Annotated in this window: 21 protein-coding genes; 6 read left to right on the top strand and 15 right to left on the bottom strand. The window is 68.8% G+C overall.

Features of this window, described 5'->3' with window-relative positions; genetic code table 11:
• Window positions 1-79: 79 nt before the first annotated feature.
• The 4 genes from OHN74_RS27960 to OHN74_RS27975 all read right to left on the bottom strand — a co-directional run bounded on the left by OHN74_RS27960 (window position 80) and on the right by OHN74_RS27975 (window position 4,394).
• Complete coding sequence (locus OHN74_RS27960) at window positions 80-1,162, bottom strand: FecCD family ABC transporter permease (RefSeq protein WP_327697337.1); 1,083 nt, start codon at window positions 1,160-1,162, stop codon at window positions 80-82.
• Window positions 1,159-2,124 (bottom strand): FecCD family ABC transporter permease, encoded by a 966-nt coding sequence (locus tag OHN74_RS27965; RefSeq protein WP_327700308.1) that lies wholly within the window; start codon window positions 2,122-2,124, stop codon window positions 1,159-1,161. The genes OHN74_RS27960 and OHN74_RS27965 overlap by 4 nt, the downstream gene beginning before the upstream one ends.
• A gap of 71 nt (window positions 2,125-2,195) precedes the next feature.
• Window positions 2,196-3,263, bottom strand: coding sequence for an iron-siderophore ABC transporter substrate-binding protein (locus OHN74_RS27970; protein ID WP_327697338.1), 1,068 nt, complete (start codon window positions 3,261-3,263; stop codon window positions 2,196-2,198).
• Window positions 3,264-3,467: 204 nt separating this feature from the next.
• Window positions 3,468-4,394: a DUF5829 family protein gene (locus tag OHN74_RS27975; protein ID WP_327700309.1), complete on the bottom strand. Its 927-nt coding sequence runs from the start codon at window positions 4,392-4,394 to the stop codon at window positions 3,468-3,470.
• A gap of 165 nt (window positions 4,395-4,559) precedes the next feature.
• Between OHN74_RS27975 and OHN74_RS27980 the strand changes: the two genes are divergently transcribed.
• The gene (locus OHN74_RS27980) at window positions 4,560-5,264 is read left to right on the top strand and encodes a class I SAM-dependent methyltransferase (protein WP_327697339.1); all 705 of its coding nucleotides are present in this window, start codon (window positions 4,560-4,562) and stop codon (window positions 5,262-5,264) included.
• 68 nt (window positions 5,265-5,332) lie between these two features.
• On the opposite strand, the gene OHN74_RS27985 is transcribed toward OHN74_RS27980, so the two are convergent.
• The 4 genes from OHN74_RS27985 to OHN74_RS28000 form a co-directional block, all read right to left on the bottom strand.
• The gene (locus OHN74_RS27985) at window positions 5,333-6,046 is read right to left on the bottom strand and encodes a maltokinase N-terminal cap-like domain-containing protein (protein ID WP_327697340.1); all 714 of its coding nucleotides are present in this window, start codon (window positions 6,044-6,046) and stop codon (window positions 5,333-5,335) included.
• A gap of 54 nt (window positions 6,047-6,100) precedes the next feature.
• A complete protein-coding gene (locus OHN74_RS27990; protein WP_327697341.1) occupies window positions 6,101-6,592 on the bottom strand; it encodes an ATP-binding protein in 492 nt (163 codons plus the stop codon).
• 168 nt (window positions 6,593-6,760) lie between these two features.
• Window positions 6,761-7,945 (bottom strand): helix-turn-helix transcriptional regulator, encoded by a 1,185-nt coding sequence (locus OHN74_RS27995; protein ID WP_327697342.1) that lies wholly within the window; start codon window positions 7,943-7,945, stop codon window positions 6,761-6,763.
• Between the two features lie 151 nt (window positions 7,946-8,096).
• A complete protein-coding gene (locus OHN74_RS28000; protein ID WP_327697343.1) occupies window positions 8,097-8,855 on the bottom strand; it encodes a class I SAM-dependent methyltransferase in 759 nt (252 codons plus the stop codon).
• A 291-nt stretch (window positions 8,856-9,146) separates the two neighbouring features.
• Here OHN74_RS28000 and OHN74_RS28005 point away from each other — a divergent pair, with 291 nt between their 5' ends.
• Both OHN74_RS28005 and OHN74_RS28010 read left to right on the top strand, forming a co-directional pair.
• Window positions 9,147-11,210, top strand: coding sequence for a restriction endonuclease (locus OHN74_RS28005; RefSeq protein WP_327697344.1), 2,064 nt, complete (start codon window positions 9,147-9,149; stop codon window positions 11,208-11,210).
• A 434-nt stretch (window positions 11,211-11,644) separates the two neighbouring features.
• Complete coding sequence (locus OHN74_RS28010; protein WP_327697345.1) at window positions 11,645-12,196, top strand: DUF3455 domain-containing protein; 552 nt, start codon at window positions 11,645-11,647, stop codon at window positions 12,194-12,196.
• Window positions 12,197-12,541: 345 nt separating this feature from the next.
• On the opposite strand, the gene OHN74_RS28015 is transcribed toward OHN74_RS28010, so the two are convergent.
• The 4 genes from OHN74_RS28015 to OHN74_RS28030 all read right to left on the bottom strand — a co-directional run bounded on the left by OHN74_RS28015 (window position 12,542) and on the right by OHN74_RS28030 (window position 18,523).
• Window positions 12,542-13,231, bottom strand: coding sequence for a hypothetical protein (locus OHN74_RS28015; RefSeq protein ID WP_327697346.1), 690 nt, complete (start codon window positions 13,229-13,231; stop codon window positions 12,542-12,544).
• A 15-nt stretch (window positions 13,232-13,246) separates the two neighbouring features.
• Window positions 13,247-15,775, bottom strand: coding sequence for a hypothetical protein (locus OHN74_RS28020; RefSeq protein WP_327697347.1), 2,529 nt, complete (start codon window positions 15,773-15,775; stop codon window positions 13,247-13,249).
• Between the two features lie 1,073 nt (window positions 15,776-16,848).
• On the bottom strand, window positions 16,849-17,964 hold the full coding sequence (locus OHN74_RS28025) for an AI-2E family transporter (protein ID WP_327697348.1): 1,116 nt from the start codon (window positions 17,962-17,964) through the stop codon (window positions 16,849-16,851).
• A 181-nt stretch (window positions 17,965-18,145) separates the two neighbouring features.
• Complete coding sequence (locus tag OHN74_RS28030) at window positions 18,146-18,523, bottom strand: winged helix-turn-helix transcriptional regulator (protein ID WP_327697349.1); 378 nt, start codon at window positions 18,521-18,523, stop codon at window positions 18,146-18,148.
• Between the two features lie 99 nt (window positions 18,524-18,622).
• Here OHN74_RS28030 and OHN74_RS28035 point away from each other — a divergent pair, with 99 nt between their 5' ends.
• Window positions 18,623-19,282 carry an NADPH-dependent F420 reductase gene (locus OHN74_RS28035; RefSeq protein WP_327697350.1) on the top strand — a complete coding sequence of 220 codons (660 nt, stop codon included), beginning with the start codon at window positions 18,623-18,625 and terminating at the stop codon, window positions 19,280-19,282.
• A gap of 217 nt (window positions 19,283-19,499) precedes the next feature.
• Window positions 19,500-20,012: a peptide-methionine (S)-S-oxide reductase MsrA gene (msrA, locus tag OHN74_RS28040; RefSeq protein ID WP_327697351.1), complete on the top strand. Its 513-nt coding sequence runs from the start codon at window positions 19,500-19,502 to the stop codon at window positions 20,010-20,012.
• Between the two features lie 90 nt (window positions 20,013-20,102).
• On the opposite strand, the gene OHN74_RS28045 is transcribed toward msrA, so the two are convergent.
• From OHN74_RS28045 to OHN74_RS28055, 3 genes are all read right to left on the bottom strand, one after another.
• Window positions 20,103-21,263: a hypothetical protein gene (locus tag OHN74_RS28045; protein ID WP_327697352.1), complete on the bottom strand. Its 1,161-nt coding sequence runs from the start codon at window positions 21,261-21,263 to the stop codon at window positions 20,103-20,105.
• Window positions 21,260-22,930, bottom strand: a complete 1,671-nt coding sequence (locus OHN74_RS28050; protein WP_327697353.1) for a M48 family metallopeptidase — start codon at window positions 22,928-22,930, stop codon at window positions 21,260-21,262. The genes OHN74_RS28045 and OHN74_RS28050 overlap by 4 nt, the downstream gene beginning before the upstream one ends.
• Before the next feature lie 318 nt (window positions 22,931-23,248).
• A complete protein-coding gene (locus tag OHN74_RS28055) occupies window positions 23,249-24,367 on the bottom strand; it encodes a hypothetical protein (protein WP_327697354.1) in 1,119 nt (372 codons plus the stop codon).
• 208 nt (window positions 24,368-24,575) lie between these two features.
• On the opposite strand from OHN74_RS28055, the gene OHN74_RS28060 reads away from it, so the two are divergent.
• Window positions 24,576-25,730 carry a cystathionine gamma-synthase gene (locus OHN74_RS28060; RefSeq protein WP_327697355.1) on the top strand — a complete coding sequence of 385 codons (1,155 nt, stop codon included), beginning with the start codon at window positions 24,576-24,578 and terminating at the stop codon, window positions 25,728-25,730.
• Window positions 25,731-25,749 lie beyond the last annotated feature (19 nt).

A 25,749-nucleotide genomic window follows, 5' to 3' on the forward strand; every position in this document is an offset into this window, starting at 1 on the left:
TGTGATGCGCGGTGAGGGCCCCGGCGGGTGGTGAACGCCGGGGCCCTCACCGCTGCCCGGAGCGGTCAGGGGCCGGCGGTCAGGAGCGGGGAGAGTCCCGCCGTCCCAGCAGCCACAGCAGATACGGCCCCCCGACCAGCGAGGTCAGCGCACCCACCGGAATCTCCAGCGGAGGCAGCAGCGTACGGGCCACCAGATCGGCCCCCACCAGCACCACCGCACCCGTCAACGCCGAGCCCAGCAGCGGCAGTTGAGGCGTACGGGTGAGCCGCCGGGCCAGTTGCGGCGCGGTCAGCGCGACGAACCCGATCGGTCCGGCCGCGCCGGTCGCGGTGGCGGCGAGGACGACCCCGAGGACGGTCAGCCCGAGCTGTGTCCGCTGCACCTGTATCCCGAGCGCGGCGGCGGTGTCTGCGTCGAGCCCGAGCGGTCGCAGCGCCCGGCTCGCCCACACCAGCGCCGGCAGACACAGCAGCAGTACGACGCCCAGCGGCCCCGCCTGCTCCCAGCCCCGCCCGTTGAGGCTCCCCGTGAGCCAGAGCTTGACCTGCTCGGCGGCCTCCAGCTCACTGTCGGTGAGGTAGAGCTGGACCACCGCGGAGAGCGCGACGCCGATCCCCACCCCCGTGAGCACGAACCGGCTCGCCTGCATCCCCCGGCGCCAGGCGAGCACGTACACCAGCGCGGCGGCGCCGAGTCCGCCCGCGACGGACACGGCCGGCATGGCCCCGGGGGAGGTGACCACCCCGGTGGCGAGCGCCAGCACGGTCGCGGCGGCGGCGCCGTGCCCGACGCCGATGACGTCCGGGCTGGCCAGCGGATTGCGCGTCACGCTCTGCACGAGCGCCCCGGCGAGCCCGAGGGCGGCCCCGACGAGCGCCCCGAGCACGATCCGCGGCACCCGCAGCTCGTTGACGACGAGGTCGTACGCCCCGCCCCCGCTCCGCACGGTCGCCCACACCTCCCCGGGCGGGACGAACGTCTGCCCGACGCACGCGGACACCCCCGTCACGAGGGCGAGCAGCGCGAGGAGCCCGACGGCGACGGCGGCGGACCGCCGGTGCAGGAGAAGGGAAAGGTTGGGCCGGGGCCGCAGCACGGCGACCCCGCGAGGAAGGGAGCTGTCCCGGGCGACGGGCCGCCGTACCGGAGTGCCGGTCATGTGCTCGCCACCTTCTTCCGCCGTACGAGCACCACCAGCACCGGCACGCCCACCAGTGCCGTCATGACGCCGGCGGGGACCTCGGCCGGGGCCCGTACGACCCGTCCGGCCACGTCGGCGGCCAGCAGGAGCGCGGCGCCGAGCAGGGCGGAGAGCGGAAGGACGTGGCGATGGCCGCCGGGGACGAGGCGTCGGGCCAGGTGGGGCACGGCGAGGCCGATGAACGCGATCGGCCCGGCGGCGGCGACCGCGGCGGCCGTCAGCAGGGTCGCGCCGAGCGCCGCCGACCCCCGTACGACATGCACCCGGTGCCCGAGCGCCCGGGCCGTGTCGTCGCCGAGGGCGAGGGCGTCGAGGCCGCGGGCGCAGCCCAGCACGAGCAGCGCCCCGGCGACGAGGAACGGCAGCATCCGCCCGACCGTGTCCGCGTCCCGCCCGCTGAGCGCGCCCACCTGCCAGAAGCGGAACTGGTCGAGCGTGGCGGAGGAGGAGGTGAGGACGACGGTCGTGGCCCCGGCGGTCATCGCCGACAGGGCGGTACCCGCCAGCGCGAGCTTCACGGGGGAGGCGCCGCCACGGCCGCGCGTGGCGATGGCGTACACGAGACAGGCGGCGGCGACGGCACCGGCGAAGGCGTACCAGACGTACCCGGCGAAGCCGTTCGCGAGCCCGAGCGCGATGGCGACGACGACACCGGCCGCCGCGCCCTGGCTGAGCCCGAGGATGCCCGGGTCGGCCAGCGGATTGCGGGTGACGGCCTGCAGTGCGGCCCCGGCGAGCCCGAGGGCGGCCCCGGCGGTGAGCCCGATCTCGGTCCGGGGCAGCCGCAGCGAACGTACGACCAGCGCGTCCGGGGTGCTCCCGCCGTGCAGCAGCGCGTCGAGAACGGCACCCGGCGGCACGGGCCGGGTACCGACGGCGAGGCTGAGGAGGGCAACGCCTGCAACGCCGGCGACGGCCAGGAGAGCGAGTACGGCGGTGGCCGCTGTGCGCGTGGTACGTGCTGTACGCGCTGTACGCGCTGTACGTGCGGTCACTTGCCGAGGTGCTCGGCGAGCTGCCGTACGACGAGACGGGCGGCGGTCGGACCGGCGTTGAGGTACCAGGGATCGTCGTCGACCTTGACGGCGTGCCCCGCCGTGACGGCCTTCATCGACTTCCAGAGCGGCCCGGCGACGACTCCCCCAGAGGCATCGGTCTTGCCCGCGTCGCCCTGGACGGAGTAGAAGATCCAGTCGGCGTCGGCGGTGTCGATGCTCTCGGCGCCGATGTCCTCCGAAATCGCCCTGAACTGCTGGGACTTGGGCCGTCCGAGCCCCATGTCGACGGCGATGGACCCGGTGAAGGAGGAGACACCGAACATCCGGGTGCGGTCGGGGGTGAAGCGGACCATGGAGACGGTGGTGGAGCCGAGCGCCTTGTCCTGCTTGCCGGCGTCCGCGGCCTCGGCGGCGATGTCGTCGACCAGCTTCTGGGCTTCCTCCCCCTTGCCCACGGCGTCCCCGACGAGCAGCAGATCGCGCTTCCAGTTGATGCCGTTGCCGGCGGTGACGACGGTCGGGGCGATCTTCGAGAGCTTGGGGTAGAGATCGCCGAGGGAGTCGTTGGCGAGGATGAGATCGGGCTTGGCGGCGGCAAGGGTTTCGAGGTTCGGCGCCTGGCGGGTACCCGCGTCGGTCATGGCGGCGAGCTCCGCCTTGTCCTGCGGAAAGGCGTCGGCGAGGTAGTCGGGGACGAGCCCGGCGTTGTCGGCGCGGGTGGTGGCGGTGGGGACGAGCCCGAGGGAGAGCAGGTCGTCGAGTTGCCCGGTGCTGAGGACGGCGACCCGGGTGGGCGCGGCCCTGAGGGTGGTCGTGCCCTTGAAGTGGGTGACGGTACGGGGGAAGGTGCCGTCCGTGTCGACGTCGGAGCCCATGCCGGAGGCGAGGGCGGAGGGGGCGGCGGAGGGCCCGTCGGCGGAGCCCTCGGAGGCGCCGATGACGGGGTTGCGGGCTGCGGCGCCGGTCGCCTTGGCATCGTTGTCGGAGGCCGACGAGCAGCTGGTCAGCAGCCCTCCGGCGAGGATCGCGACCACGAGGGACTGCCACTTCGACGTACGCACTGGTTCACTCCGCTGCTCTGCTTTCCAGCCACTCCGGCATTGCTAAGGCAAGGCTTACCTTAGCTTTGCTTTCTGTGCGGGGCGGACCCGGGGTCGTGACGCGGAGGGGCAGGCGAAGCGCGTCCCCCGACGCCGGGAACGCGCCGGGGGACGTGCTTCGAGGATCGATCCGAACGGCGGCGCGGTGTGAGCGGTCTTCGGCCGTCACGTCCCACTGGTGTCGTCGAACGTCCACACGGCACGGGTGCCCGGGCCGACGACCAGGGTCGAATGGCCGAGCTGTTCCTCGTGGCGGTGGCTCACGGGCCGGTTGAGGGACATCTCGACCCGCCGCATCCCCGCGTGTTCGCGCGCGACGACGTCGTAGCGGATCGTGGTGCCGCCGCCCTTCGCGACGATGCCGCCGTTCGCCACCGGCCGGACGGCGAAGCCACCGGCCCGCAGCAGCGGCACCGTGGCGGCGAGGTCGCGTGCGGTGACCGCGAGTCGGACCGAGGTGATGTCCCGCATCAGGTGGTCGCGGTAGAGGTCGGACAGATAGCGCTCCCGCCCGACGTCACCCGGGAAGGCGGCCGGCTCGGTGTTGCTGCGCGGGTCGGCGAAGTACTCGGGCGTGTACTCCATCGCCCAGGCGCCGTACGCGTCGTACTGGACGGTGGTGAGGACCGCGTCGAACCACGGCACCGGGACGCCGTCGCCGAAGTCCCGCGTCTGCCGGAAAAGGATCGGGTCACTGACCCCCTCCGCCCGCAACCGCTCGATGACGGTGGCCCGATCGCCGGCCCGTTCGGTCGACAGCCCCGTCCCGGCGGAGCCGAGGGTGCCGTCCTGGCCCGGCACGTCGCCGACGCCGAACAGTTCGAGGTAGGTCTCACGGCCCATCAGATACCGGCCGGTCCAGGTCTCGCCGCCGGCCCCGGTCGTCGTGCGGACCTGGAAGTTGGCGAACCTCCGCAGATAGGCGGAATGCTCGACGGCGTCGGCGGTCTCCCGGTCGAACACCCCGTAGGCGTGGTTGTAGTAGAGCAACTGCCGTTCAGGCGACGGTGGTTGGTTCTCCCGGGCGGGTGTCGCGCTCGCGGCACCACCCTGCACCGCCGCTGCGAGGGCCACCGCGATGACCATGATCATCCGTAACGTTCTTCGAAGCAGCATGTCAGCGATCGTAGGACGGAGGATTTGCGTCCGCTGTCGATTTTCGTGACGTGCGGGTGCGCCGGATCGGGCCGTGATCCGATCGCGTTCGTCGCCGTCCTCGCCCCGCGACTTCGACCGCCGGTGACGCACAATGGGGCGATGACCGACGGTACTTCGCCGACGACGGCCGCCCAGCCGCTGCCTCGGCTGATCGGCGACGGCGAACTGACCGGGCTCTCCGTGGTGGCCAACAGCACCATGAACCGCGAACGGGTCCTGACCGGCGTCAACAGTTACACGCGCGAACTCGGCTTCGACCCGGCCGAGTTCCTCGACGGTCTGGGCCCGGCACCTTCCTGGCTCGACCTGTGCAGCGGAGAAGGGCTGGCCCTGCGCGCAGCCGCCCGGCAGCTCCCGCGGGCCGTGATCACCGGCGTGGACCTCGTCGGCCCGCTGCGGCCGACAAAACCGCCCAACGGCCTCGAACTCGTCACCGCCGACCTCGGCCGGTGGACCCCGGCGCGCCGGTACGACCTCATCACCTGCGTCCACGGCCTCCATTACGTCGGCGACCGCCTCGCCCTCCTGGAACGGGCGGCCTCCTGGCTCACCGACGCCGGCCTGCTGGTCGCCCACCTGGACCCGGCGACCCTTCGGCGCCCCGACGGCACCGACGCCTCCCGCCCGGTCCTCGCCGCACTGCGCGCCGCCGGGTTCGACTACTCGGCCCGGCATCATCGGCTGAGCCTGCGGGGCGGGAGGTCGGTCGGGCTCCCCTTCACCTACCTCGGGGCCGACCCGGAGGCGGGCCCCAACTACACCGGGCAGCCGGCTGTCGCGTCGTACTACGGCGACGAGCGATAGGGCCGGGAGGCGGCGAAGCCGGTACGGCTACAGGCACGGCCACGGCTGCGGGCCCGGCTACGGCTTACTCAGCGGGTCGCAGCGCCGCCGACGAGCACGAACGGGGCGCGAACCTCACTGCCGTCCGGTAGACGCCAACCGGCGGTGACGTGCCCCTGAGCCCCGGTCGGGTCGATTCCGGGAGCCTGCTGTTGTGGCTTCTCCGCCTGCTCGTGCGGGAGGACGCGCGTCACCTGAAGGGTCAGGGCGCTCCCAGGCTCGCTGGCGCCCGCCGCCGCGGTCTCCACCACGACGACGGTTCCGTACTCCCCATCGGTTACGGCGACGGACGCGACCTCGGCGGAGACCCCGGCCCCCGTGAAGTAACCGGTGACAGAGGGGTCGGGAGTGCCGCTCACACCCTGGGCCTGTGCCTCGGCGCGGCCCTGGAGGAACGCGAGCAACTGGCCGACGAGCACCGGGTCGTGGGCCCCGTCGTACACCCACCGCTTGCCCAGCACGCCATGCTCGGACGTGCCCACGAGTGCCTCGTCGGCTCCGTCGAGCGGCGCGCCCCGGTAGCTGAGCGGCACGAGGTAGGAGACCGGCTCATCACCGGACGTGTCCGTGACCACCATGAACTCGATGCCCACCTCCCCTTCCGGATCGTCGAGCCGAAAGCCCCCGGCCTTGGCCAACTCCGGCCCACGCGCCGCGCCGACATACCAGGGACGCGCGGGCAACCAGGCCGTGAGGAGCTCCAGCTTGCCCGGGGTCATGGTCGTGTTGTGGATGACAGCCATGCCTCGTGAACTTCTTGCGTCGGCGGATGATTCCCCTGGAGGCGCCGACGACTGTCAGACCGAGTACTCGATCCTCAACTCGTCGAGGTCGAAGCGGCACCAAACGGTCTTGCCGCCTCCGATCCCCGGCGACCACCACACCGACTCGGCCAGCCGCTGAGCGATCAGAAGTCCGCGTCCCCGGTCGGGCAAGAGCGCTTCGGTGAAGTCGTCCGCCGACGCAAGCGACATGAACTCGCCCGGCGGGAGCTCGGGCGGAGTCGAGTCCTCGTCGGAGACTCCGATCACCAGGAGTTCGGGGTACGTCATCAGCGATACGTCGATGCGTCGTCCGGTGCCCGGACGGGCGAGGCGATCATCGGGCACCGCGTGATGCACGACGTTGCCGACGAGCTCCGACACGACGAGCCGCGTGGCATCAACTGCGTGCGGCAGCCCCCAGATCCGGAGGTACGAGCCGACCATGTCGCGCGCGGCCTTGGCACAGTACGGAGACTCCGCCGAGAGCGTCAGTGCTCGAAAGTGCCCGCTCGCCGGATCGTGCACCGAGCGGACCGTAGTGCTCGCCGCCGAGGCATTCGTGGGGGCAGTCGCATCTGCTGCCACCCTGCTCTGAGTCGTCATGCCGATAACGCTAGGTAATGGTGCGATTGCGCATCAATGGCACTTCGATCAGGTCCCCACGCGAAGTGCCACACTGTGTTACAGCGCTGGCTACAGAGCTACGCCGATCGCGTCGGCGAGGCTCCGCATCTCGGGAGTGAGCGTGCGCCGACGGGCGATCACCCGACCGAAGATGTCCCTCGCGTACCGCTGGTTGGGAAGCCACTGAGGAGCGTCCGCACGGATGCCTTGCAGGACTTCGACGGTCTGCGCGTAGTCGCGCGAGCGGGCGTGTGCCTCCGCCACGTCCAGAAGATGGCGGTTCCGGTTGTTGGAGGTGGGGCGCATGCCTCCGGTGGGGATGCGCGCGGAGAGCTTGAGCACCAGGTCCGGCTTGTCGACGACCATGGCGTTCTCGGCACGCTTCAGCGCCACGGTGACCGGACCGAAGGCCTGCAGGAAGTCATCACGAGGAGCGAACTCGCGCCCCATCGCGACCGCCGCCGAATTGGCGTACCGCAAGGAGTCTTCGGCCTCGCCGGGCCGGTTGTCGCGGATCGCGGCGGCGGAGGAACGCAGCAGCAGCCAGCCCCACGCACTCAGCTCAGCCGGAGTCGCCCGCGAGATGCGCGGCTCGATCTCGTCCGCCCATCGCGTCGACAACTCCCGCGCCTCGGCAAGTCGACCGCGACGCAGCAACAACCAGCACTGCGTGCTCACGGTCGCCGCCGCCTGAAGCCGGTCGGAGGCATCGTCCAGAGACCGTGCCAGGGCGATGTCCGCCGCCTCGAACTGCCTGGTCTGGGTGAGCAGCCACCCCGTCAACTGGGCAAGCCGAACACGAATGGCGCGCCCCTCGTTTCCGCTGTCGGCAACGAGATCGGCATCCCGAAGCAACAGCGGGAGGATGACGCTCAGTTCGGCGAACCGGTCACCGGAGAAGAGCGGCAGGGCGGCTTCCAGAGCCTCGCGTACGCCGGCCACGGTCGGTTCGTCGCCCATTCCATCGGCGTGCACTGGAGCAACCAGTGCACGCCGTACAGCTTCCCAACGTTCAGCAGACCCCGGCGCTGTCTCCTCCGGCTCGTCCCGGTGCTCGGTGATGAGGCTTGTCGTCGGGACGCGCAGAGTCCGCGCGAGCCGACGCGCGGTCTCCAGCCGGGTGTCGGCCCGCTCTCCCTGCTCCAGCTTCCGGATCAGGGAGAGGGAGACACCGGACTCACTCGCCAGCTGACGCTGAGTCATACCGCGCCGCTTGCGCACTTCCTGGAGCCGCTTGCCGAGGTTGGCGCTCATGATTCGAGCGTACGGCGGTGGCTGGGAGTCCGTGGGGGCTTCGCGTTGCTGTCACTCCGAGGAGGGGGCTCGGGTGGTCCCTTCCGCTGTGCCGTCTCAATCGACCTGGGGCAGTTGGTACACATTGCCGTCACGTCATCGAGGGTCGATCTCAGGCCGGCGCTGTACCCGTTGGCTGAGGCTTGGTTGCCCTGACTGCCAGGACGAGCGGCGTCGGTGCCCCGCCTTCGGCGAACCGGTCGAGCTGCAGACCGGCGTCAAGAAACGCGTGCAGCAGCTCGGGCAACGGGCGGTGCATGGCGCCCACCTTGTCGCGCACCCCCTTGTTCGTCCAGGACTCCTTCGTCCAGTAGCCGCTGTCGAGGTAGCCGGGGCGGATCACCACTGCTTCCCGGTCGCTGAAGTCGGCGAATCCGCCGCAGAAGCTGGGGTGGACGCCGATATGCACGAACGTGCCGCCCGGCTGGAGGACCCGTGTGGCCTCACGCAACACCGCCGGATATCCCGGCATGTCCGTGTGGACCATCATCGCGATCACGGCTGGAACGGACTCGTCCCGCATGGGCAGTCGCTCGGCATCGGCCTGGGCGACCGGCAACCGTCCGCGGGCGTGGCGCAGCATCCGTTCGGAGAGGTCGATTCCCACCGGCGTCCAGCCCAGTTCGCGAACCAGAGCCGCATGGACGCCCGTGCCGCAGCCGATCTCCAGGCAGGTGTCACCGTCTGAACCCTCACCCTCACCTTCACCGAGCAGGTCACGCAGGAGGGCGCCCAGGCTCAGAGGGTGGCCGTCTCCCGGAGTTCTGGCGAGAAACTCCGTCTCGTACCAGTCCGCGATCTCGTCGTATGCCGCCATGGGAGCCATCTGTTCCTCCGGCACGTCGTGGTCGTTGCTCTTGAGACTGCCCACCCGGGCCACCGCTGCCCGGCATTCCGCCGGCGGTGAAACTGCCAGGGTTCACGCTTGTCGCCCCGGACAGGACATCGCCCTGCGGAATACGACTGTTCGGGCACTGCGGCCTGGCGCGGGTTCTGGTTACTCTCCAGTCACGTTGACCTGCAGGTATAGGCCGAGGTCTCGCCTTTGACGAGTGGATATGCGAGACGGTCATTGCTGGGTAGAGTCGTCTGGTTACAACTGGTTGTGGGGACAACCAAAGTGTTTCCCGGCTGCCAACGTCCTGGGGAGGGCCTGCAGCACATGAGTCGTCGCTCTACTGGTTCTGTCGGCGTCTGGGCCGAGATGCAACGGCAGCAGCAGCGCCAGCTGGATGCCGCAGCCAGACGGCAGAGGCAGGAAGAACAACAGGCGCGGGCCTACCAGAGGCGAGCCGCCCAAAGTCATCGCGAGTACCGCCAGGCAGACGCGCAGCGTCGCACGGAGGAACTGGACGCACAGGTCGCGGCACTGCAAGGTCTTCTCACCGTCGGCTGTGGGGCACCGGCCTTCAGCGCGGCGGCACTTGTGCGGGCCGAGACGGTCCAACCCTTCTCCGCCGGGTCGTTGGCCTATGCCTTGCCCATGCCCAGCCCCGATCAGTACCAGGCGCAGGGTGGCTGGACGGCGAGCCGCCGCGCGCAGGCGCAGGCCGAAGCACGGGCGCGCTTCGAGCGTGACTGGCAGGCCGCCCAGGCCGCAGAAACTCAACGGCAGCAGCAACTCGCCGCATCCCAAAGGGAGTACCAGCAGTGGGCGAGTGATCAGCTGGCGGAGATCCGTCGGCACAATGCCGGTATTCGCGAGGTGACGGAAGGCGCCAGACGTGGAGACCCCGGTTCGGTGGTCGAGTACTTCTCCGCCGCTCTCTATTCGTCGGGCGCCTGGCCCGAGGACTTCCCCCGCCACGTTTCGGCGGCTTACGACCCGGCAGCTCGACAGCTGGTTCTCGACTGGGAGCTGCCCGGATACGCGGTGGTCCCCGAAGCGAAGTCCGTGCGGTACGTGTCCTCCCTCGACCAGGACAAGGAATCCCCGCGCCCGGTCAGCCAGCGCCGTGCCCTGTACAGGGAGGTTCTCGCGCAGTGCGTGTTGCTCGTCCTGCACGAGCTTTTCGCCGCCGACGAGCTGGGCGCGCTGGAGTCGGTGTCCTTGAACGGGTTCGTGGACGAGCACGACCCGACGACCGGCCAACGCGGCCACATCTTCCTGGTGACAGCCATGGCCTCGGGGTCGGCGTTCCGTGCCCTGCATCTGGCCCAGGTGGACGCGGTCAGCTGCTTGACCGACGGACTGCGAGGGCAGCTTTCGGCGCGGCCGGACCAGCTCACCCCCGTACGGCCAAGTCGGCGGCCTCAGGATGTCGGCAATCGCGTTGTCGCCCACGGCGGCGATGACGAACCCGATCTCTTCGCCATGGATCCGATCGCGTTCGAGGATCTCGTCGCCGATCTCTTCCGGGCCATGGGGATGCAGGCGGTGACCACGCAGCGCTCGAACGACGGCGGTGTGGATGTCAACGCGCTTGATCCGACACCGATTCGCGGCGGAAAGATCGTCGTGCAGGTGAAGCGCTACCGCAACACGGTGCCACCCACCGCTGTCCGTGACCTCTACGGCACTGTGCAGGACGCCGGCGCCAACAAGGGCGTCCTCGTGACGACTTCGGGCTTCGGCCCCGGCTCGCACACCTTCGCCAACGGCAAACCCCTGGAACTGATCTCAGGAGCTGAGCTCGTCGACCTACTGCACCGTCATGGGCTGCGTGGGCGACTGGGCGATGGAGGCGGCCGCCCGACCACGACGGGACCGGCATCCGCAGGGCCTGTCACGCAGTTGCCCGCCGACTACAACATCCTCGGCATGTCCTGGACCGGAAGTGTCGCCCTGGATGTATGCGCTCTCGTCTGCCGTGGCAACCGGGTACTCAGCGACGATCATTTCGTCTTCTTCAACAACCACCAGACACCGGACGGCGCGGTGCGAGCTCTTCCCGCCGCTGCCCCGGACAAAGCCGCGATCTGTGTGACCTTCGACGGACTGCCGGAGACCGCCGACCGGTTCGTGCTCGTGGCCGCCATCGACCCCGAGGTGAATCCGGACGCCGACCTCTCCGGTTTCTCGGACGCGTGTATCCGCCTCCTCGATCCTGGGATGACCGAACTGGGACGTCTTGAGGTCTCCGACGGTCGACCTGGTGAGACTGCTCTGGTACTGGGTTCCTTCCGTCGAAGGTCCAACGGGGACTGGGACTTCGTGCTCGGCGGCAAGGGCTACAGGGGCGGCCTGGAGGAACTGGTGCAGGACTTCGGCATCGTGGTGGAGTAGGACCGCCTGAGTTCGCACACCGCTGCGGGCCGTCGCCTCAGTTGCCTTGACGGTCATTCGCACACCCCGAGTACGCCCCGAGTACGCGTCGGTGTGCCCGCCCCCGTGCCCCACAGGCCCTCGTCGAGCTGAAATCCGTACGGCGATACTCCCTCTCGTGAGACGTGATGATCTCCGCCGGGCAGTCCCGGCCGCCGGGATCCCGCGCAATCATCACGCTCAACTAGGCTGCGATGCACACGAGTTGTTCATGTTCTTGTAGCTGATCCTCACACGACGGCGCGGAGTTGAGGGCGCAGGAACGATTACCGTGCCCGGAGGTCGGCGAACCGCAGAGTCCCGGCACAGGGACATGCGTGACATCCGTGCCGCACTCACGACCTGGTTCAGATTTCCGAGTTCATAGTTCAGAAAACGTTCTGGAGACAAGCCCGATGAAACTCGCCAAGCGTCTCATCCTCACCACCACAGCTCTCGTCGCCGTATCCGCCGGCACGCTCCTGAGCGCGTCCGTCGGCCAGGCCGCGCCCGTGCAGTCCGCCCGCCCCGGCGTCGACGCTCCCGCCGCGCTGAAGGTTCCCGACGGCAACAGACTGACCGGTGTTTTCTCCGCCGAAGGCGTCCAGACCTACACCTGCACCGACGGCGCCTGGAAGCTGCTGGAGCCCGCCGCCACCCTCTGGGCCAAGAACGACCGCTCCCACCGCACCGTGGCTCTCCACTCCCGCGGCCCCGTCTGGGTTTCGACGGTGGACGGCAGCGCGGTCAACGCCGCCGCGATCGCCAACTCCCCCAAGACCGGCACGATCCCGGAGCTGCTCCTGCAGTCCACCGCCACGCGCGGCACCGGCGTCTTCGCCGGCGTCTCCTACATCCAGCGACTTAACACCCGCGGCGGCGTCGCCCCTGCCACGGCCTGCACCGGCGCCGACCAGGTGAGCGTTCCCTACTCCGCGACGTACACGTTCTACAAGCCCGCCAAGTAAGGCGGTGAGCGCCAACTGGTAAGGAAGGGAACGGGACAACGGGGCAAGGGCCGTTGGAATTCGCTGATTTCAAGGGCCCTTGCGCTGCCGGGGAATGCGGGGTGGGACCGCAGCAGCGCGTGCGATATGCCTCAACTTCATGACGTCCGTCGATGAGTGGCCTGACTTTCCCGAAGGGCTCGACCTCGAGAGTGTGTCCTTTCGGGAAGCCCGGTGCACATGGCACGGCAATACGTGCGCGGAGCCGCCAGCCAACCCCCTTACCGGGGTCGCACAGGTGACGGGTGCCTGGAAGAAGCACCAGGGCCCTGGATTGCTGTCCATCCAGCAAGGTGTGGCGGGCCGCTACCGTGGCCAGCAATAACTGTCCGGGACGAGGGCTCGGACTCTGCTCCCGCACGCGGTCATTTCCCAATTGATCGGGAGCGTGAACTGGCGCTGCCCCAGGCCATCGACGGTGTAGTCAACCCATGCGCGGCTGATGACGCCGCCGCGCTCATCGACTCTCATCACGAAGAAGAGCTCAGTAAATCCTTGACTGCCTTCCTTGGACTCGCTGCATGTCTGGCCGATCTGGGCGCCTTCGTGAAATCTGGTGTAGTCCCCCCATACCGGACTGTTGACGCCGGTGTCGGGGTTACGGAAGGAAGGCGGCTCGCCGACAGCTGATGAGACGCTGTGCGCGGTCGAGCCGACTCGGCGTAGTTGGAAGGAGACACTCAGGGGTGCCACCAGGGTCTCGTATCGGATGCGCGACAGGATGATCTTGCGCCCGGTGGTACTGCACAGGAAGAAGGACCCGAAGGATGCAGACCACGGGTGACTGTTCGGTTCGCCGACCACGACGCGGCCGCCGGTAGTTCGCGCACTGAGTTGGCCGTCGACTGCGTTATAGCTGTCGGCTGCCAATGACAGGACTGTTACTGCCGTTAGAGCCCCCGCCAGCATCGGTGAAATGGGGCGGGCGGCCCGCCCGGAGCGTGTCTGTTGCGCGCTCCAGCGGGCCGCCTGGTTGTCTGCAACGGGCGTCGGCACTGCCCGGTTCCTCACTTACCTGGAGGGAACACCCTTGCATGTCTTGCAGGACGGACTGGCGGCCGCGCTGTTCGTCGGTGGTTGTAGCCTCGCATCGGCGAGTGTAGGTGCAGATCGCGCAGTGGTCTCCGGCGCGATGGTGAATGAGATGAACCTTGGTCTGTAGATGCTGGGATCTCGGTAATGAGCGCCTTGGGCTCCGACTGTCGCGTCCAGGCTGTTGACGTTGTAAGACAGAGTCCAGAGGTCACCGGATGCGAGCGCCGGATGGACGTGTGCGTTGTAGGCGAAGATGTTCTGATCGCCGTAACTTCCGAACATGCCCGTTTCCGGCATTTCGTAGATCACGTCCTTCCCGACCGTGAATCCGAACGGGCCGAACGGGCCACAACTGGCCCACATGCGAATCTTGTTGCTGAACCCCTCGGTGCTGTTCTGGCTGATGAGAACAAATCCTCCGTTCCTCCATTTGGTGACGCTGAGCTCGTTCGCGACCCCTACCAGTACGTTGCTCCCCTGCCACTCCATCGGCATCCAGGCTTGCTTTTCTTGATTGAGGAACATCCAGTCATCGACCTTCGACAGGTCGTTCCCCTTGACGCGCGCAATCCGCAGATTCTTATTGATTGGCGAGTCTTTGATGCCATAGATGTAGGTGTATCCGTCTCCGCTTTGAGACGCCGGAACGATACCGGCACCCCACTGAATTATGGATTCGGATGTACTGAGTATCGTCTGGACGGATATCGGGTCGGTCAGATTCCCCAGTTCGAAGGTAGCGACGACCATGCGGTTGAGCCTGAAGTCCCACAGGTCGGGACCGAACTTCTCCCACAGGTGAAAGATGACCTGAAGTCGGTCCTTCCCGTCCGTGCTTCCGATCATCCCGTCACCAAGCCAGTACCAATCCAGTTCAGGACCGCTCGGGGGAGGCATGATTGCCCGTGGGTTCGAGGTGGTTCCACCAGTGATGGTCCTGAGCTGGCTTCCGTCCTGAGTCACGAAGGAGCTGTTGATGAGCGGAGCGCTTGTCGGTCTGGTCCCATCGGAGTTCAAGGGGCCGAGGAACGTGTCCGAGAACATCCAAAGGATCTTCCCGTCAGGCATTCTGACCGAGTATGTGGAGTCCCCGCCGGTCCATCCGTTGGGAGTACTCTTCGCGTAGTTGTTGAACGTATTCTCAGGCGCCGCCTTGGCCATCACGTTTTTCGCTATGGGCCACTGGAAGTTGTCGCAAACCTTTTGCACCACTTTGGAGTACTGCGCGATGCTGCTGGCCTGGCCTGGGTTGTCGTCCTTTCCGCACAGCCAGTTGGCACCCTCTGTCATCGCGTAAGTGATCTCGGCCTTGTCGGACCACTCGCGCTTTACCGACAGATCGATGCCGATCTGCAGGGCATCTTTTGCACCAACGCCCCACTCCTTGGTGTAGGCAAGGCCGACTGATCCCCCGCTTGAATCCCATCTCCCCCAGACAGGAGCGGTGGCCACAGTGCATTTGCCCATGTCCTGGCCGATCCAGTCCGGCCGACTGATGGGTTCGTCGTTGTTTCCCCCTGTGTGCTCGTGCGGTTCCCAGCTCTGCCACATTTCCAAGCCGCCGGAGTTGTAGCAGGTGTAGCGGTAGTATTCAACCTCTACTTCGTACTTCCTTGGCTTTCCTGCGTTTGCTCCTGCGGTGACACCGGATGCCGGCCATTCGAAGTTTTTTCCGCTGGACATGGTCACGGAGCCGGAAGGGGTCCAGCCTCCGATGCTAATTGCCGATTCGTACGTGGTCGTTGCCTCATTGGAGAACTTCATTCCACCTCCCCCGTCATCCAGCGGGAAGGTCTCGCCGATGTCCGCCCAAACCTTTCCCGGGCTCGAAAAAACCTTGTTGTAGCAGGGCTCGTATTCTGAAGCGCTGATCGTTCGGCTGATTTTCTCCGGACTCTTGATCATTTTCACGTCCAGGAGAACGGGATTCAGATCCTCTGTCGACTGCCTGGTTATCGGGGTGCTCTCGGGAGTTTCTATCGGATCGGCCCATGGCAGTTCGGATTCCCTTGTGTCGAGGGAGCGAACTGATCCTCCGGAAACCGCGACACGCTGGGTCTTCGGATCGTAGATCTCGATCTCGAAGTGGACCAAATTCCCATCCGAGATGTATTTGCGTCCCAGGTGGCTTCGCTGCAGCGTAACTGCGAACTCGTTCCCGCTTACAGTGACTGCCCTTTCAGGGAGGCGGAGCCGGGGGACGGCATCGCCCTTCTTCATCTTCCCGAGGATGTGCTGGTTGGGACTGACCCATACGCTGAACGAAGCCTCCTCCAGTGAGGAGTTGTCGCTGGTGCGTCCAGTGATGGCGACCGGACCGTCGGTCTTGACCGAAACCTTCTTAGGGCGGTCCGACCGTGCGGGCGCGCTTTCCGATGCTGCTTGAATTTCTTCGCGGTCGGACGGAAAAGCCGGAGTGTTCCCCATTGTCAGAGGGAGCAGGGCTATGCAGAGGACCAGCCCTAGGGCGTGTCTGAGTCGTGACAGTTTTCCCGGATGGTTCATGGCGGCTCCTGACGTGACTGTCTTACGGAATCGGCGCATGAGCAGAAGGGGGGGCGAATACCGCGTGGCAGATCGGGTGGATGCGTCGGCGAACTTGACAGGCGGTGCGGCCAATAATGTGTCAGCTCCCGTGCGCCGATATTGTCGGGGCGCGGCAGCAGGTGGAGAAGAGTCGCTGCGAGGGCACGCTTTCACTACGCGCTGCAACCCCACCCAAGGGTGCGGTCTGCGATTCTCACAGCTCGTGCGCTTCACGCGGGAAGCCAAAGGGCCTTGTTCGCCAGCAGGGTCTGGGCGCCGTCCTCATGAGCGGCGACCAGAGCGGTCTCCTCGGGCTACGCCCACTGGCCGGTTGCGACCACGGCGGTTCCACCGGGCGCCGACGTTCGGTCAGGGGCCGCCACGGCGGGCTCCGAGCTCGATGTCACGAACACGGACAGGGCTCTTCTCGCAAACCGGTTGATCATTACTATGTCCCTTCGGCAAGTCGGTACGGGATTCGCCGATCGTCGTACTTCATGGCCTGGGAGCCTTGTGCGCGGTGGCGAGCTCGTACCTCAGATCTCTGGGGCCACGGACAGTAGCCCTGTCCTCACTGTCTTTCCAGAGTCTCTTGCGCTTCACCGAAGGGCGTGGGAGTTCGGCGCCTGAAATCACCAGCTCAGCCAACCAGTGATACACACCTGTACTGGGAAATCTTCACATGCGGAGTCCACGGCGATACCTGCGGAATCTCAGATTCATCTCAACTTTCCTCAGACCAAAGCAAGTTGGCCTCGATTCACGGCTGCTGACGGCTGCGGACGAGATTGTGGGACGCTCACTTCTTTATGCCTGAGAGGGCAGGAGTGCTTTGCGTGTACTACCGGAGGCGCGCCAGGTTCGACAAGCCGGATTCGTCCTGGTGGACGGCGCCTTGGCCCAGTGTGACCGGGTCGGTAACGGGGAGGCGGCGCACTCGGCCGGGTTCTCCGCGGCTCCGCGAACGCCAACTGGCACGCGCGCTCCGGTTGCTGGTGGCGCTTCCACATGGCATGGGCACCCTCGGCCGCTCCTGGGGCCTCTATGGGGCCCTACGACGGGACAGCCGCTCCAGCGTCCGACTCGTCGGTTCCCGGATCCTGTGACGGTTCGCTGAGCTGCTCGCGCACGTAGTTCCAGACCACCGCGATCAGTGCGGCGACCGGGACCGCGAGCAGGCTGCCCACGATGCCGGCCAGGTTGCCGCCCAGCGTCACCGCCAGCAGGATCGCGCCCGCGTGGAGACCGAGCCCACGGCTCTGGATCATGGGCTGGAACACGTTGCCCTCAAGCTGCTGCACCACGACGATGATGGCCAGCACGATCAGCGCGTCCGTCAGGCCGTTGGAGACCAGCGCGATGAGAACGGCGACGAAACCGGCGAACAGGGCGCCGATGATCGGCACGAACGCGGAGACGAAGGTCAGCACGGCCAGCGGGAGCACCAGGGGTACCCCGAGGATCCACAGGCCCAGGCCGATCAGGACGGCGTCCAGCAGGCCGACGATCGCCTGGGAACGTACGAACGCTCCCAGGGTGTCCCAGCCGCGCGCGGCCACGGTCGGGACGTCGACGGCGAGCCGGCCGGGGAGTTGATGGGCGAGCCACGGCAGGAACCGCGGGCCGTCCTTGAGGAAGAAGAACATCAGGAAGAGAGCCAGGACGGCGGTGACCAAGCCGTTCACCACGGTGCTCACTCCCGTGACGGCAACGCCGACCACGCTGCCCAGGCCGTCCTGTGCGCGGGAGACCGCGGTGTCGAAGGCCTTGTCGATCTGGGCGTCACCGATGTTCAACGGCGGCCCGGCGGCCCACTCGCGCAGCTTCTGGATGCCTTCGACCACGCCGTCGGTCAGCTCGCCGGACTGGGACGCCACCGGTACCGCGATCAGTGCCACGAAGCCCAGGGCGACCAGAAGGAACAGCAAGGTCACGGTCGATGCGGCCAGCGCGGGTTTCCATCCGCGACGACGCAGGAAACGGGTCGGTGGCCAGGTCAGTGTGGTCAGCAACAGGCCGACCACGAGCGGCCAGACGACCGACCACATCCGGCCCAGGATCCACAGGGCCACGGCGAGCATCAACAGTATGAGCAGCGACTCGGCGGAGGCACGCGCCGTCGTGCGGAGCGCGGCGCGGGCTCTTGAGGAACTCAACGTGGCAGTCACGGATGCACCCTATGGGTACTCGCGACGCACCGGCATGGCTGCTCACCGCCGGCCTGGGACCACGCCCGTCGTGCGCATCTCCGCGGCTGCCGGGACCATCGCCTCCGCAGCCTCGGGAAAGCGTCCGCCGGTCCCGGACCGGCCGGCAGGAACGCCTCCGGTTTCAGCAAGGACAGCAGGGTCACAAGCCTCCTGAGGTACTGCTCTCCCGGGCCTTGAGAAGTTCGTCGGCGTGCTCGACCGCCCAGTGGCCGAGCGCCGTCATCGGGCCCTCGACCAGACTCTGTCCCAAGCCGGTCAGGGCGTACTCGACGCGCGGCGGCGCCTCGGCGTGTGCGTGGCGGTCGAGCAGTCCGGCGGCGAGCAGACGGTGCAGGGACTCGGAAAGAACCTTGTCGCTGATGCCGCCGATCGCGGTGAGCAGCTCACGGCGTCGGCGCGGCCCCAGGCGAAGAGCCGCCAGTACGACGGGATCCCAGGTGTGGGTGAAGAGATCGGTGGCCGCGCGCAGGCGGCAGTCGGCGACAAAGTCGAGGCAGTGAACGTCGTGGTCAGTCATCTCGCCGTCCATCATCGTGTGCTGGTCACCTACCGATCAGTGCGTAACGCCCTGCATACCGTGCCTACCCGGGCAAGCACTGTTTGAGAGGCGGCGACCATGCGTATCGGGATCCTGGGAACAGGGACACTCGCGGCGGCCCTGGGCGAGGGGTGGGCACGGGCGGGGCACGAGGTGGCGATCGGCGGGCGGTCGCAGGTGAAGGCGGAGAGGCTTGCCGAGCGGCTGGGGCACGGCGTGCTCGCCGTGTCGCCGCGCGAGGTGGTCGTCGGGCGCGATGCGGTGCTGCTGGCCGTGTCATGGGACGGCGTCGAGGACACGCTGAAATCGGTGGGCGCGGCAGACGGCGTACTCGACGGGACGCCGTTGATCGATCCCACGAACGCTGTGGCACACGGTGTCGGCACTCTGCTCACCGGAAACGTGGAGTCGATGGCGGGGCGGATCGCCGGGCTCGCTCCCGGAGCCCGGGTCGTGAAGGCGTTCCATCTCTTTCCCGCCGACCGGTGGACGAGCCCGCCCGACGACGGTCACTCCCGTGTGACGGTGGCGATGTGCGGCGACGACACGGCGGCACTGGACGTCGTCGGTGAACTGGTCCGTGACGTCGGCGGGATCCCGGCGACCCTGGGGGCGCTGGACCGCGTCCGCCAGTTGGAGGAGGTGGCGGGTTTCGTGATCGGCCTGGCCTTCGCGGGCTTCGACCCCAACTCCGCCGTCCCTCGGGTTCCCTCCGTCGACGGGCCCACCAGCCCGTAGGGGTAGCCGTACCTCGTACGCCCGGGGGAAAGCCGTGTACGGATGGCTGCGCACGCGGTCCGGCGGTGCGGGACCACGGCTGCTAGCGCTGGGCCGGTCGGACGGGCACGGAATCGCCTGGAACTCTCGCGCGTTGTGGGGAGAGGGCATGGAAGGCCGGCGGTGTGCGAGCCGGACAGCCCGAGTGACCGAGCCGACAGGAATTGGAGGGGCCTCGATGACTGCGCAGACGCAGAGGGCAGTGCTGGCGGGTGGATGCTTCTGGGGAATGGAGGAGCTGATCCGCCGACTCCCGGGCGTGACGGCGACCCGGGTCGGATACACCGGCGGGGACGTCCCGAACGCGACGTACCGCAACCACGGCACGCACGCGGAGGCCATCGAGATCCTTTTCGACCCCGCGGGCACCGATTTCCGCGCGCTCCTGGAGTTCTTCTTCCAGATCCACGACCCGAGCACCAAGAACCGCCAGGGCAACGACATCGGTCTCAGCTACCGCTCGGCGATCTACTACGTGGACGACGAGCAGAAGCGGATCGCCGAGGACACGATCGCGGACGTGGACGCCTCCGGACTGTGGCCGGGCAAGGTCGTCACCGAGGTGGAGCCGGTCGGCCCCTTCTGGGAGGCCGAGCCCGAGCACCAGGACTATCTGCAGCGTTACCCGAACGGCTACACCTGCCACTTCCCGCGCCCGGGATGGCGGCTGCCGGCCCGCACGGAGGGCTGACCGCCCGGGGCCCGGCGGAAGGCGGCGGCCGACCGGCCGAGGCGGTGACGCCCACGTTCGGGCCGTACCCAGGCGCTGCGGTCGGCCGGGTCAGCTCGCCCCGGGCCCGGCCCCCGTCGCCTCCTGCTCGGCCCCCGCCGACACGACCGCCTGCGCCGACAGGTTCCGGATGCGGCAGTAGCGTGCCGTCATCCCGGTGCCGTGGTAGCGCCACGGCAGGGCGTCCACGTACCCGTCGACCAGTCTGAACTGCTCGACAGCGGCCTCGTCGCGGTCCTGGAGGGAGAGGTAGTACGCCAGAAGGTGGCGGAGTTCCGGCAGGCGCGGGTGGGCCGGGTCTGCCGCTGCGGCGTCGGCGAGGCCGGCGTTCACTCGGGCGATCATCTCCGGGGTGCGGTCGGCGGCGTTGTCGTCCGACTCGTCGTGCTCGAAGTGGGCGATGAGGGGGAGGACGGTGAGCAGGCTGCCCAGAGGGGCCGTCGCCGCCGCGCGCTCGGCGAACTCGGTAGCGAGCTGCTCCGAGCCGCGCCACTTCTTGCACCAGTACTGCAGCGCCGAGAAGTGTGCCTCGTAGTGGTACGGGTCGCGGGCGGTGAGCTCCGACCACAGCTTGTCCATCTCGGAGTGCGGGTAGCCGAGCCCGAGCGCGGTCCAGATCTCCGTGACGTACGGGGTCGGGTCGTCCGGGCTGAGCGCCGCCGCCCTAGCTATCTCCTCGCGGGAGCGCTGCAGCAACCGGTGGAAGCCCGCGAACTGTTCGCCTGTCGTGTTCTTGGCCCGCTGGGCGCCCCGGATGTTCCAGGCGAGGATCACCGTGCTGCGGGCGCGGACCAGCGCCGCGTCCGGGTCGTCGGGACCGCCAGGCCCGTCCGCCTCCCAGGCGAGCAGCCAGGCGTCGTCCTCGGCGGCGATGTCCGCCAGCAGGTACGAGGCGAGGGAACGGCGGTCCCAGTCCCGTCCGATGCCGCGCAGCAGTTCCGCGGCAGGTTTCCAACTGCCGTCGCCACCACGCCGGACCGCGTCGAGCGCCGCCTCCCATCCGGCCGGCAACGGCCCCGCGTACTCGGTGTTCTGCCGCTCGGCGGGCAGCAGCCCGAGCTGTTCGGCTGCCTCGGCGCCGTCGTCGCCCTCGCCGCCGGCCGTGCCCTTCATCTGAGCGACGAACTCCTTGACGAACACCCCGCCCAGCCAGAGCACGACGATCAGCGTCGGCACGGCCAGGATGCCCAGGATCCACAGCAGTACGGTCATCGGGGAGCGTCCGTTTCTCGGGGGGAGCGGGGAGCGGGGGGAAGCAGGGCGCGCAGCGGGGCGGTGTCCGGGGGATCGGCGAGAGCCGTGTCCACGGCGATGGCGATCGCCGCGTCGAGCCCGGGGGCGCCGTCGGCCGGTGGGGCCGGTGTGCTGCCCGGCGCCGGCAGCAGACGCGCCTTCGCCGACTGCTCCCAGGAGAACTCCCAGCGCATCCGCGACCGCGCGCTGAACTCCGCCATCACCATGCTGTGCAGCGAGTTGTGCAGGGTGGGGCGTACGAACTCGCGGAACGCACGCCCCTTCGCCGCGACCGCCTCGTCCGACAGCGGCAACCGGCGTGCCAGCTGCCACAGTTGGCCGTTGTCGATGAGGGTGAGGAGCGCCGGCAGGGTGGGGCGGTCCTTCGTGTACAGGGCCAGGGCCCGGTGCAGCGGGGTGTTGAGCGCGGCGAGGTTGCCCGCCATCGCGCCGTCGAGGAGCTCCTGCCAGTCGGCGGTGCGCCGCAACTGCCGCACCTCGTCCGTCAGTACCGCGTCCTCCAGCGCGGCGAACGTACGCTCCTCGTCGGCCAGGACGGCGATGGCCGCGCCGTGGGCCTCGTCCGCGCGGCCGTCGGCGGGGAGCAGCTCGATACGGCGTACCCGGTCGGCGACGGGCGGGTGGGAGTCGTACGGCGAGGTCGCCTCCGTGGGCAACTCGCTGCGCATCCCCGCCAGTTCGAGCTGGCGGGCGGTCAGCATCCGGCCGAAGCCACCGAACACCTCACCGCGCGGCGGCAGCAGCCCGGCGTCGGTGCCCAGGGTGGCGTAGCTGCGCGCGTAGAACCCGAACGCGCCGGTCAGCACCGGGATTTCACGCAGTGCGGACGCGGTGGCGTCACGGCCGGCGATCCGGGCGGCCGAGGCGTCGGCGGCGTACTCCTGGCGGCGCGAGTCGGCGAGCGTGGCACGGAGGTACAGCTTGGCGTACGCGGTGTAGATCCGGGCCAGCGCCCGGTACGTGACGCCCGCGCCGCCCGTGTCGATCTCCCGTGCCTCCTTGCCCCTGGCCTCCGCCTTGGCGTTCTTCCGCTCCTGCCGGGCCCGCTCCCGGGCCTCCGTGCTGCCCGCGCGCTCCTCGAAGTTCCTTATGGTGCGCTGGAGTTGGACGCGTCCGCGCAGGGTGAGGGCGGCCAGGCGGGTGTCGGAGCCCGCGTAGTGGCCGAGTTCATGGGCGAGGACCGCGCGCAACTGGGCCTCGGTCAGGCCCTGCATGAGGGGTACGCCGAGGTAGAGCCGGCGTGGTCCGGGGAGGAGGCCGAGTAGACGGGCGTCCTCGCCGACGGCGGCGTTGACGTCGCCGGTGAGCACGATGCGGGACGGGGCGCGGGTGCCGACCTGGGCGGCCAACTCCCGCACCGTACGCCAGAGTTCAGGCTCTTCGGCCTCGGTCACGGGCAGGCCGGCGGGCTCCTCGCCCTTCGGCGTACGCAGCATGAGCAGGCCGCGGACCAACGGGATCGCCAGCACCACGGAGACGGCGGTCAGCTTTGTCGCGACCGCGGCCGGGGCGTGCGCGAAGAGCAGGTGGTCGGTGCCGGCGAGCGCCGCCAGCAGGAGCACGCCGAGCAGATAGAAGCCGGCGAGCAGTACAAGAGCGCGCAGCGCGCGCAGGGTCGAGCCCATCGGGCCGGGATCCCTCCACGGGGAACGGGGACGGTAGGAAGGGCGCGCGGCCGAGCGGTGGGGTCATGACCGGCGGGTGGGGGAAAGCGGAGTATCGCCTACGGGCACGCGGGCAGGCAAGACATGATCATGCCACCGGGTACGGAGTGGGAACCAAGATGTCAGGAGGGGAGTTCTCTGCCCTCTTTCCCTTACCCGCGGGCGCCTTTGACCGGCATTGCGGCTACCCGCGGCCGTGTCTGCGACCGGCACTGCGACTGCCCGCGGGCGCCGCTGGCCGGCACCACGACCGTCACCGCCGGCGCTCCGCCACCGCCCTCACCGCAGCAGCGTCGCCGGGCTTCCACCGTTCGCCTCGTACCCCGCCACCGCCAGCGCCCGGTACACCGCGAACTCCGCCGCCGGGTCGGCGGTGAGGGTCCAGGGGAGGGCTCCCACGTGGCCGTCGACGTGCACCAACTGCCCCATGGCCTCCGCCCAGCGCTCGGAGCGCACCAGGAAGAAGATCAGCAGATGGCGTACGTGAGCGAGCATCGGGTCCTCCGGCCGGGCCGCGTGGACCGCGTACATCGCGCCGTGGATCGACTTCGTCACCACCTCGCTCTGGTAGAAGCCGCTGACCAGGTTCAGCTCGGGCATGTGCTCGAAGACCGCGAACAACGGCATCGCCGCCAGCAGCGAGCCCTGCGGAGCCCGGGCCGCCGCCGCTTCCGCGAACGACATCGCCAGCGCGCGCGAGCCGTGCCACTTCTCGCACCAGTAGTGCAGGGCCGCGAGATGCGCCCCCATGTGTTCCGGCGCGCGGTCGAGGATCTTCAGCCAGAGCTGCTCGAACTCCGGCCGGGTGTACGCCAGTCCGCGCGCCACCGACAGCTCGACGATGTACGGGACCGGGTCGCCGGGGGAGAGGAGCGCCGCGTCGGCGCACGCGGCCTTCGCCTCCTCCATGATGATCCGGAACTCGTCGGTGCCGGGCGTCGACGTCCGCCACGCCTGCTGCACCAGGAACTCCGCGTGCACCGCCGCGCCGCCCGCGTCCTTGGGCACCTCCGTCCGCCACACCCGCAGCCACTGGCCGCCCGGTGACTCGCTCACCCCGCCGGGACGCTGCCGCAGCTCCAGCGACGCGGCGCCCGCGAAGGCCTGCACGCGCTGCCAGCGCCGCTCGCCGTCCTTCTCCGTGCCTGCCAGCAGCTGTGCCGCGGCTCTGTAGTCCTGCGTGCGCTGCACCACGTCCAGGACGTCCAGGAGATCCTGGTCGGGGCCGGGCATCCGGATGTCCAGCGCCTCCTGCCGGACGAAGCCGTAGTTCGCCGGGTCCGCGGCGTCCGGGTCACCGGGGGCGACCTGCTGAATACCGGCACTCCTGCGCCGTACGAACGGCAGCACCACGAAGCCGAGCATGACCAGCGCCATCAGGACCCAGAGAATCTCCATGCCTCAAGCGAACCAGACGCCTCCGACAATTGGCCAACCCGGCCGGGACAAAGGCCACAGGAAGCCCTCCGGAGCCTCCCGGAGCCCTTCTGGAACCCCCCGGCCCCCGGGCCCGCTCGCCCGGTCCCAGGGCCTCAGCCCCGCCTCCGCCGCCGTCCCCGGGGCCGTGGCCGTCACCAAAGCGCCGGGCGGACTACCCTCGGTGCACATGAGCGACAGGCACATCAGTCAGCACTTCGAGACTCTCGCGATCCACGCGGGCAACACCGCGGATCCCCTCACCGGCGCGGTCGTCCCGCCGATCTACCAGGTCTCGACCTACAAGCAGGACGGCGTCGGCGGGCTGCGCGGCGGTTACGAGTACAGCCGCAGCGCCAACCCGACCCGTACCGCCCTCGAAGAGAACCTCGCGGCCCTGGAGGGCGGTCGCCGCGGTCTCGCGTTCGCGTCCGGACTGGCGGCCGAGGACTGCCTGTTGCGCACGCTGCTCAGCCCCGGCGACCACGTCGTCATCCCGAACGACGCCTACGGCGGCACGTTCCGCCTCTTCGCGAAGGTCGTCGCCCGGTGGGGCGTGGAATGGTCGGTCGCCGACACCAGCGACCCGGCCTCCGTACGGGCAGCCCTCACCCCGAAGACCAAGGCCGTGTGGGTGGAGACGCCCTCCAACCCCCTCCTCGGCATCACCGACATCGCCGCCGTCGCCCAGATCGCCCGCGAGGCCGGCGCCCGGCTCGTCGTCGACAACACCTTCGCCACGCCCTACCTCCAGCAGCCGCTGGCCCTCGGCGCTGACGTCGTCGTGCACTCCCTGACCAAGTACATGGGCGGCCACTCCGACGTCGTCGGCGGTGCGCTGGTCACCGGCGACCAGGAACTCGGCGAGGAGCTGGCGTACCACCAGAACGCGATGGGCGCGGTCGCCGGGCCCTTCGACTCCTGGCTGGTGCTGCGCGGCGCCAAGACGCTCTCCGTACGGATGGACCGCCACAGCGAGAACGCCACCAGGATCGCCGACATGCTCACCCGGCACGCGCGCGTGACGCGCGTTCTCTACCCGGGGCTCCCCGAGCACCCGAATCACGAGGTCGCCGCCAAGCAGATGCGGGCGTTCGGCGGCATGGTGTCGTTCCAGGTCCAGGGCGGCGAGGAAGCCGCCGTCGAGGTCTGCAACCGCGCCAAGGTGTTCACGCTCGGCGAGTCCCTCGGCGGCGTGGAGTCCCTGATCGAGCACCCGGGACGCATGACGCACGCGTCCGTCGCCGGGTCGGCCCTGGAGGTGCCGGGCGACCTCGTACGCCTCTCCGTGGGCATCGAGAACGTCGACGACCTCCTGGAGGACCTCCAGCAGGCCCTCGGCTAGACACCGGCCGAGACCCGGT

Source organism: Streptomyces sp. NBC_00459, from assembly GCF_036013955.1.
In the GTDB taxonomy this organism is placed as follows: Bacteria; Actinomycetota; Actinomycetes; order Streptomycetales; family Streptomycetaceae; genus Streptomyces.

Excerpts from the sequence above, each read along its gene's own strand:
- OHN74_RS27960 (WP_327697337.1), bottom strand. The coding sequence starts at position 1,162 with ATGACCGGCACTCCGGTACGGCGGCCCGTCGCCCGGGACAGCTCCCTT.
- OHN74_RS27975 (WP_327700309.1), bottom strand. The coding sequence starts at position 4,394 with ATGATCATGGTCATCGCGGTGGCCCTCGCAGCGGCGGTGCAGGGTGGT.
- OHN74_RS27980 (WP_327697339.1), top strand. The coding sequence starts at position 4,560 with ATGACCGACGGTACTTCGCCGACGACGGCCGCCCAGCCGCTGCCTCGG.
- OHN74_RS27985 (WP_327697340.1), bottom strand. The coding sequence starts at position 6,046 with ATGGCTGTCATCCACAACACGACCATGACCCCGGGCAAGCTGGAGCTC.
- OHN74_RS27995 (WP_327697342.1), bottom strand. The coding sequence starts at position 7,945 with ATGAGCGCCAACCTCGGCAAGCGGCTCCAGGAAGTGCGCAAGCGGCGC.
- OHN74_RS28005 (WP_327697344.1), top strand. The coding sequence starts at position 9,147 with ATGAGTCGTCGCTCTACTGGTTCTGTCGGCGTCTGGGCCGAGATGCAA.
- OHN74_RS28010 (WP_327697345.1), top strand. The coding sequence starts at position 11,645 with ATGAAACTCGCCAAGCGTCTCATCCTCACCACCACAGCTCTCGTCGCC.
- OHN74_RS28020 (WP_327697347.1), bottom strand. The coding sequence starts at position 15,775 with ATGAACCATCCGGGAAAACTGTCACGACTCAGACACGCCCTAGGGCTG.
- OHN74_RS28030 (WP_327697349.1), bottom strand. The coding sequence starts at position 18,523 with ATGACTGACCACGACGTTCACTGCCTCGACTTTGTCGCCGACTGCCGC.
- OHN74_RS28035 (WP_327697350.1), top strand. The coding sequence starts at position 18,623 with ATGCGTATCGGGATCCTGGGAACAGGGACACTCGCGGCGGCCCTGGGC.
- msrA (WP_327697351.1), top strand. The coding sequence starts at position 19,500 with ATGACTGCGCAGACGCAGAGGGCAGTGCTGGCGGGTGGATGCTTCTGG.
- OHN74_RS28045 (WP_327697352.1), bottom strand. The coding sequence starts at position 21,263 with ATGACCGTACTGCTGTGGATCCTGGGCATCCTGGCCGTGCCGACGCTG.
- OHN74_RS28050 (WP_327697353.1), bottom strand. The coding sequence starts at position 22,930 with ATGGGCTCGACCCTGCGCGCGCTGCGCGCTCTTGTACTGCTCGCCGGC.
- OHN74_RS28055 (WP_327697354.1), bottom strand. The coding sequence starts at position 24,367 with ATGGAGATTCTCTGGGTCCTGATGGCGCTGGTCATGCTCGGCTTCGTG.
- OHN74_RS28060 (WP_327697355.1), top strand. The coding sequence starts at position 24,576 with ATGAGCGACAGGCACATCAGTCAGCACTTCGAGACTCTCGCGATCCAC.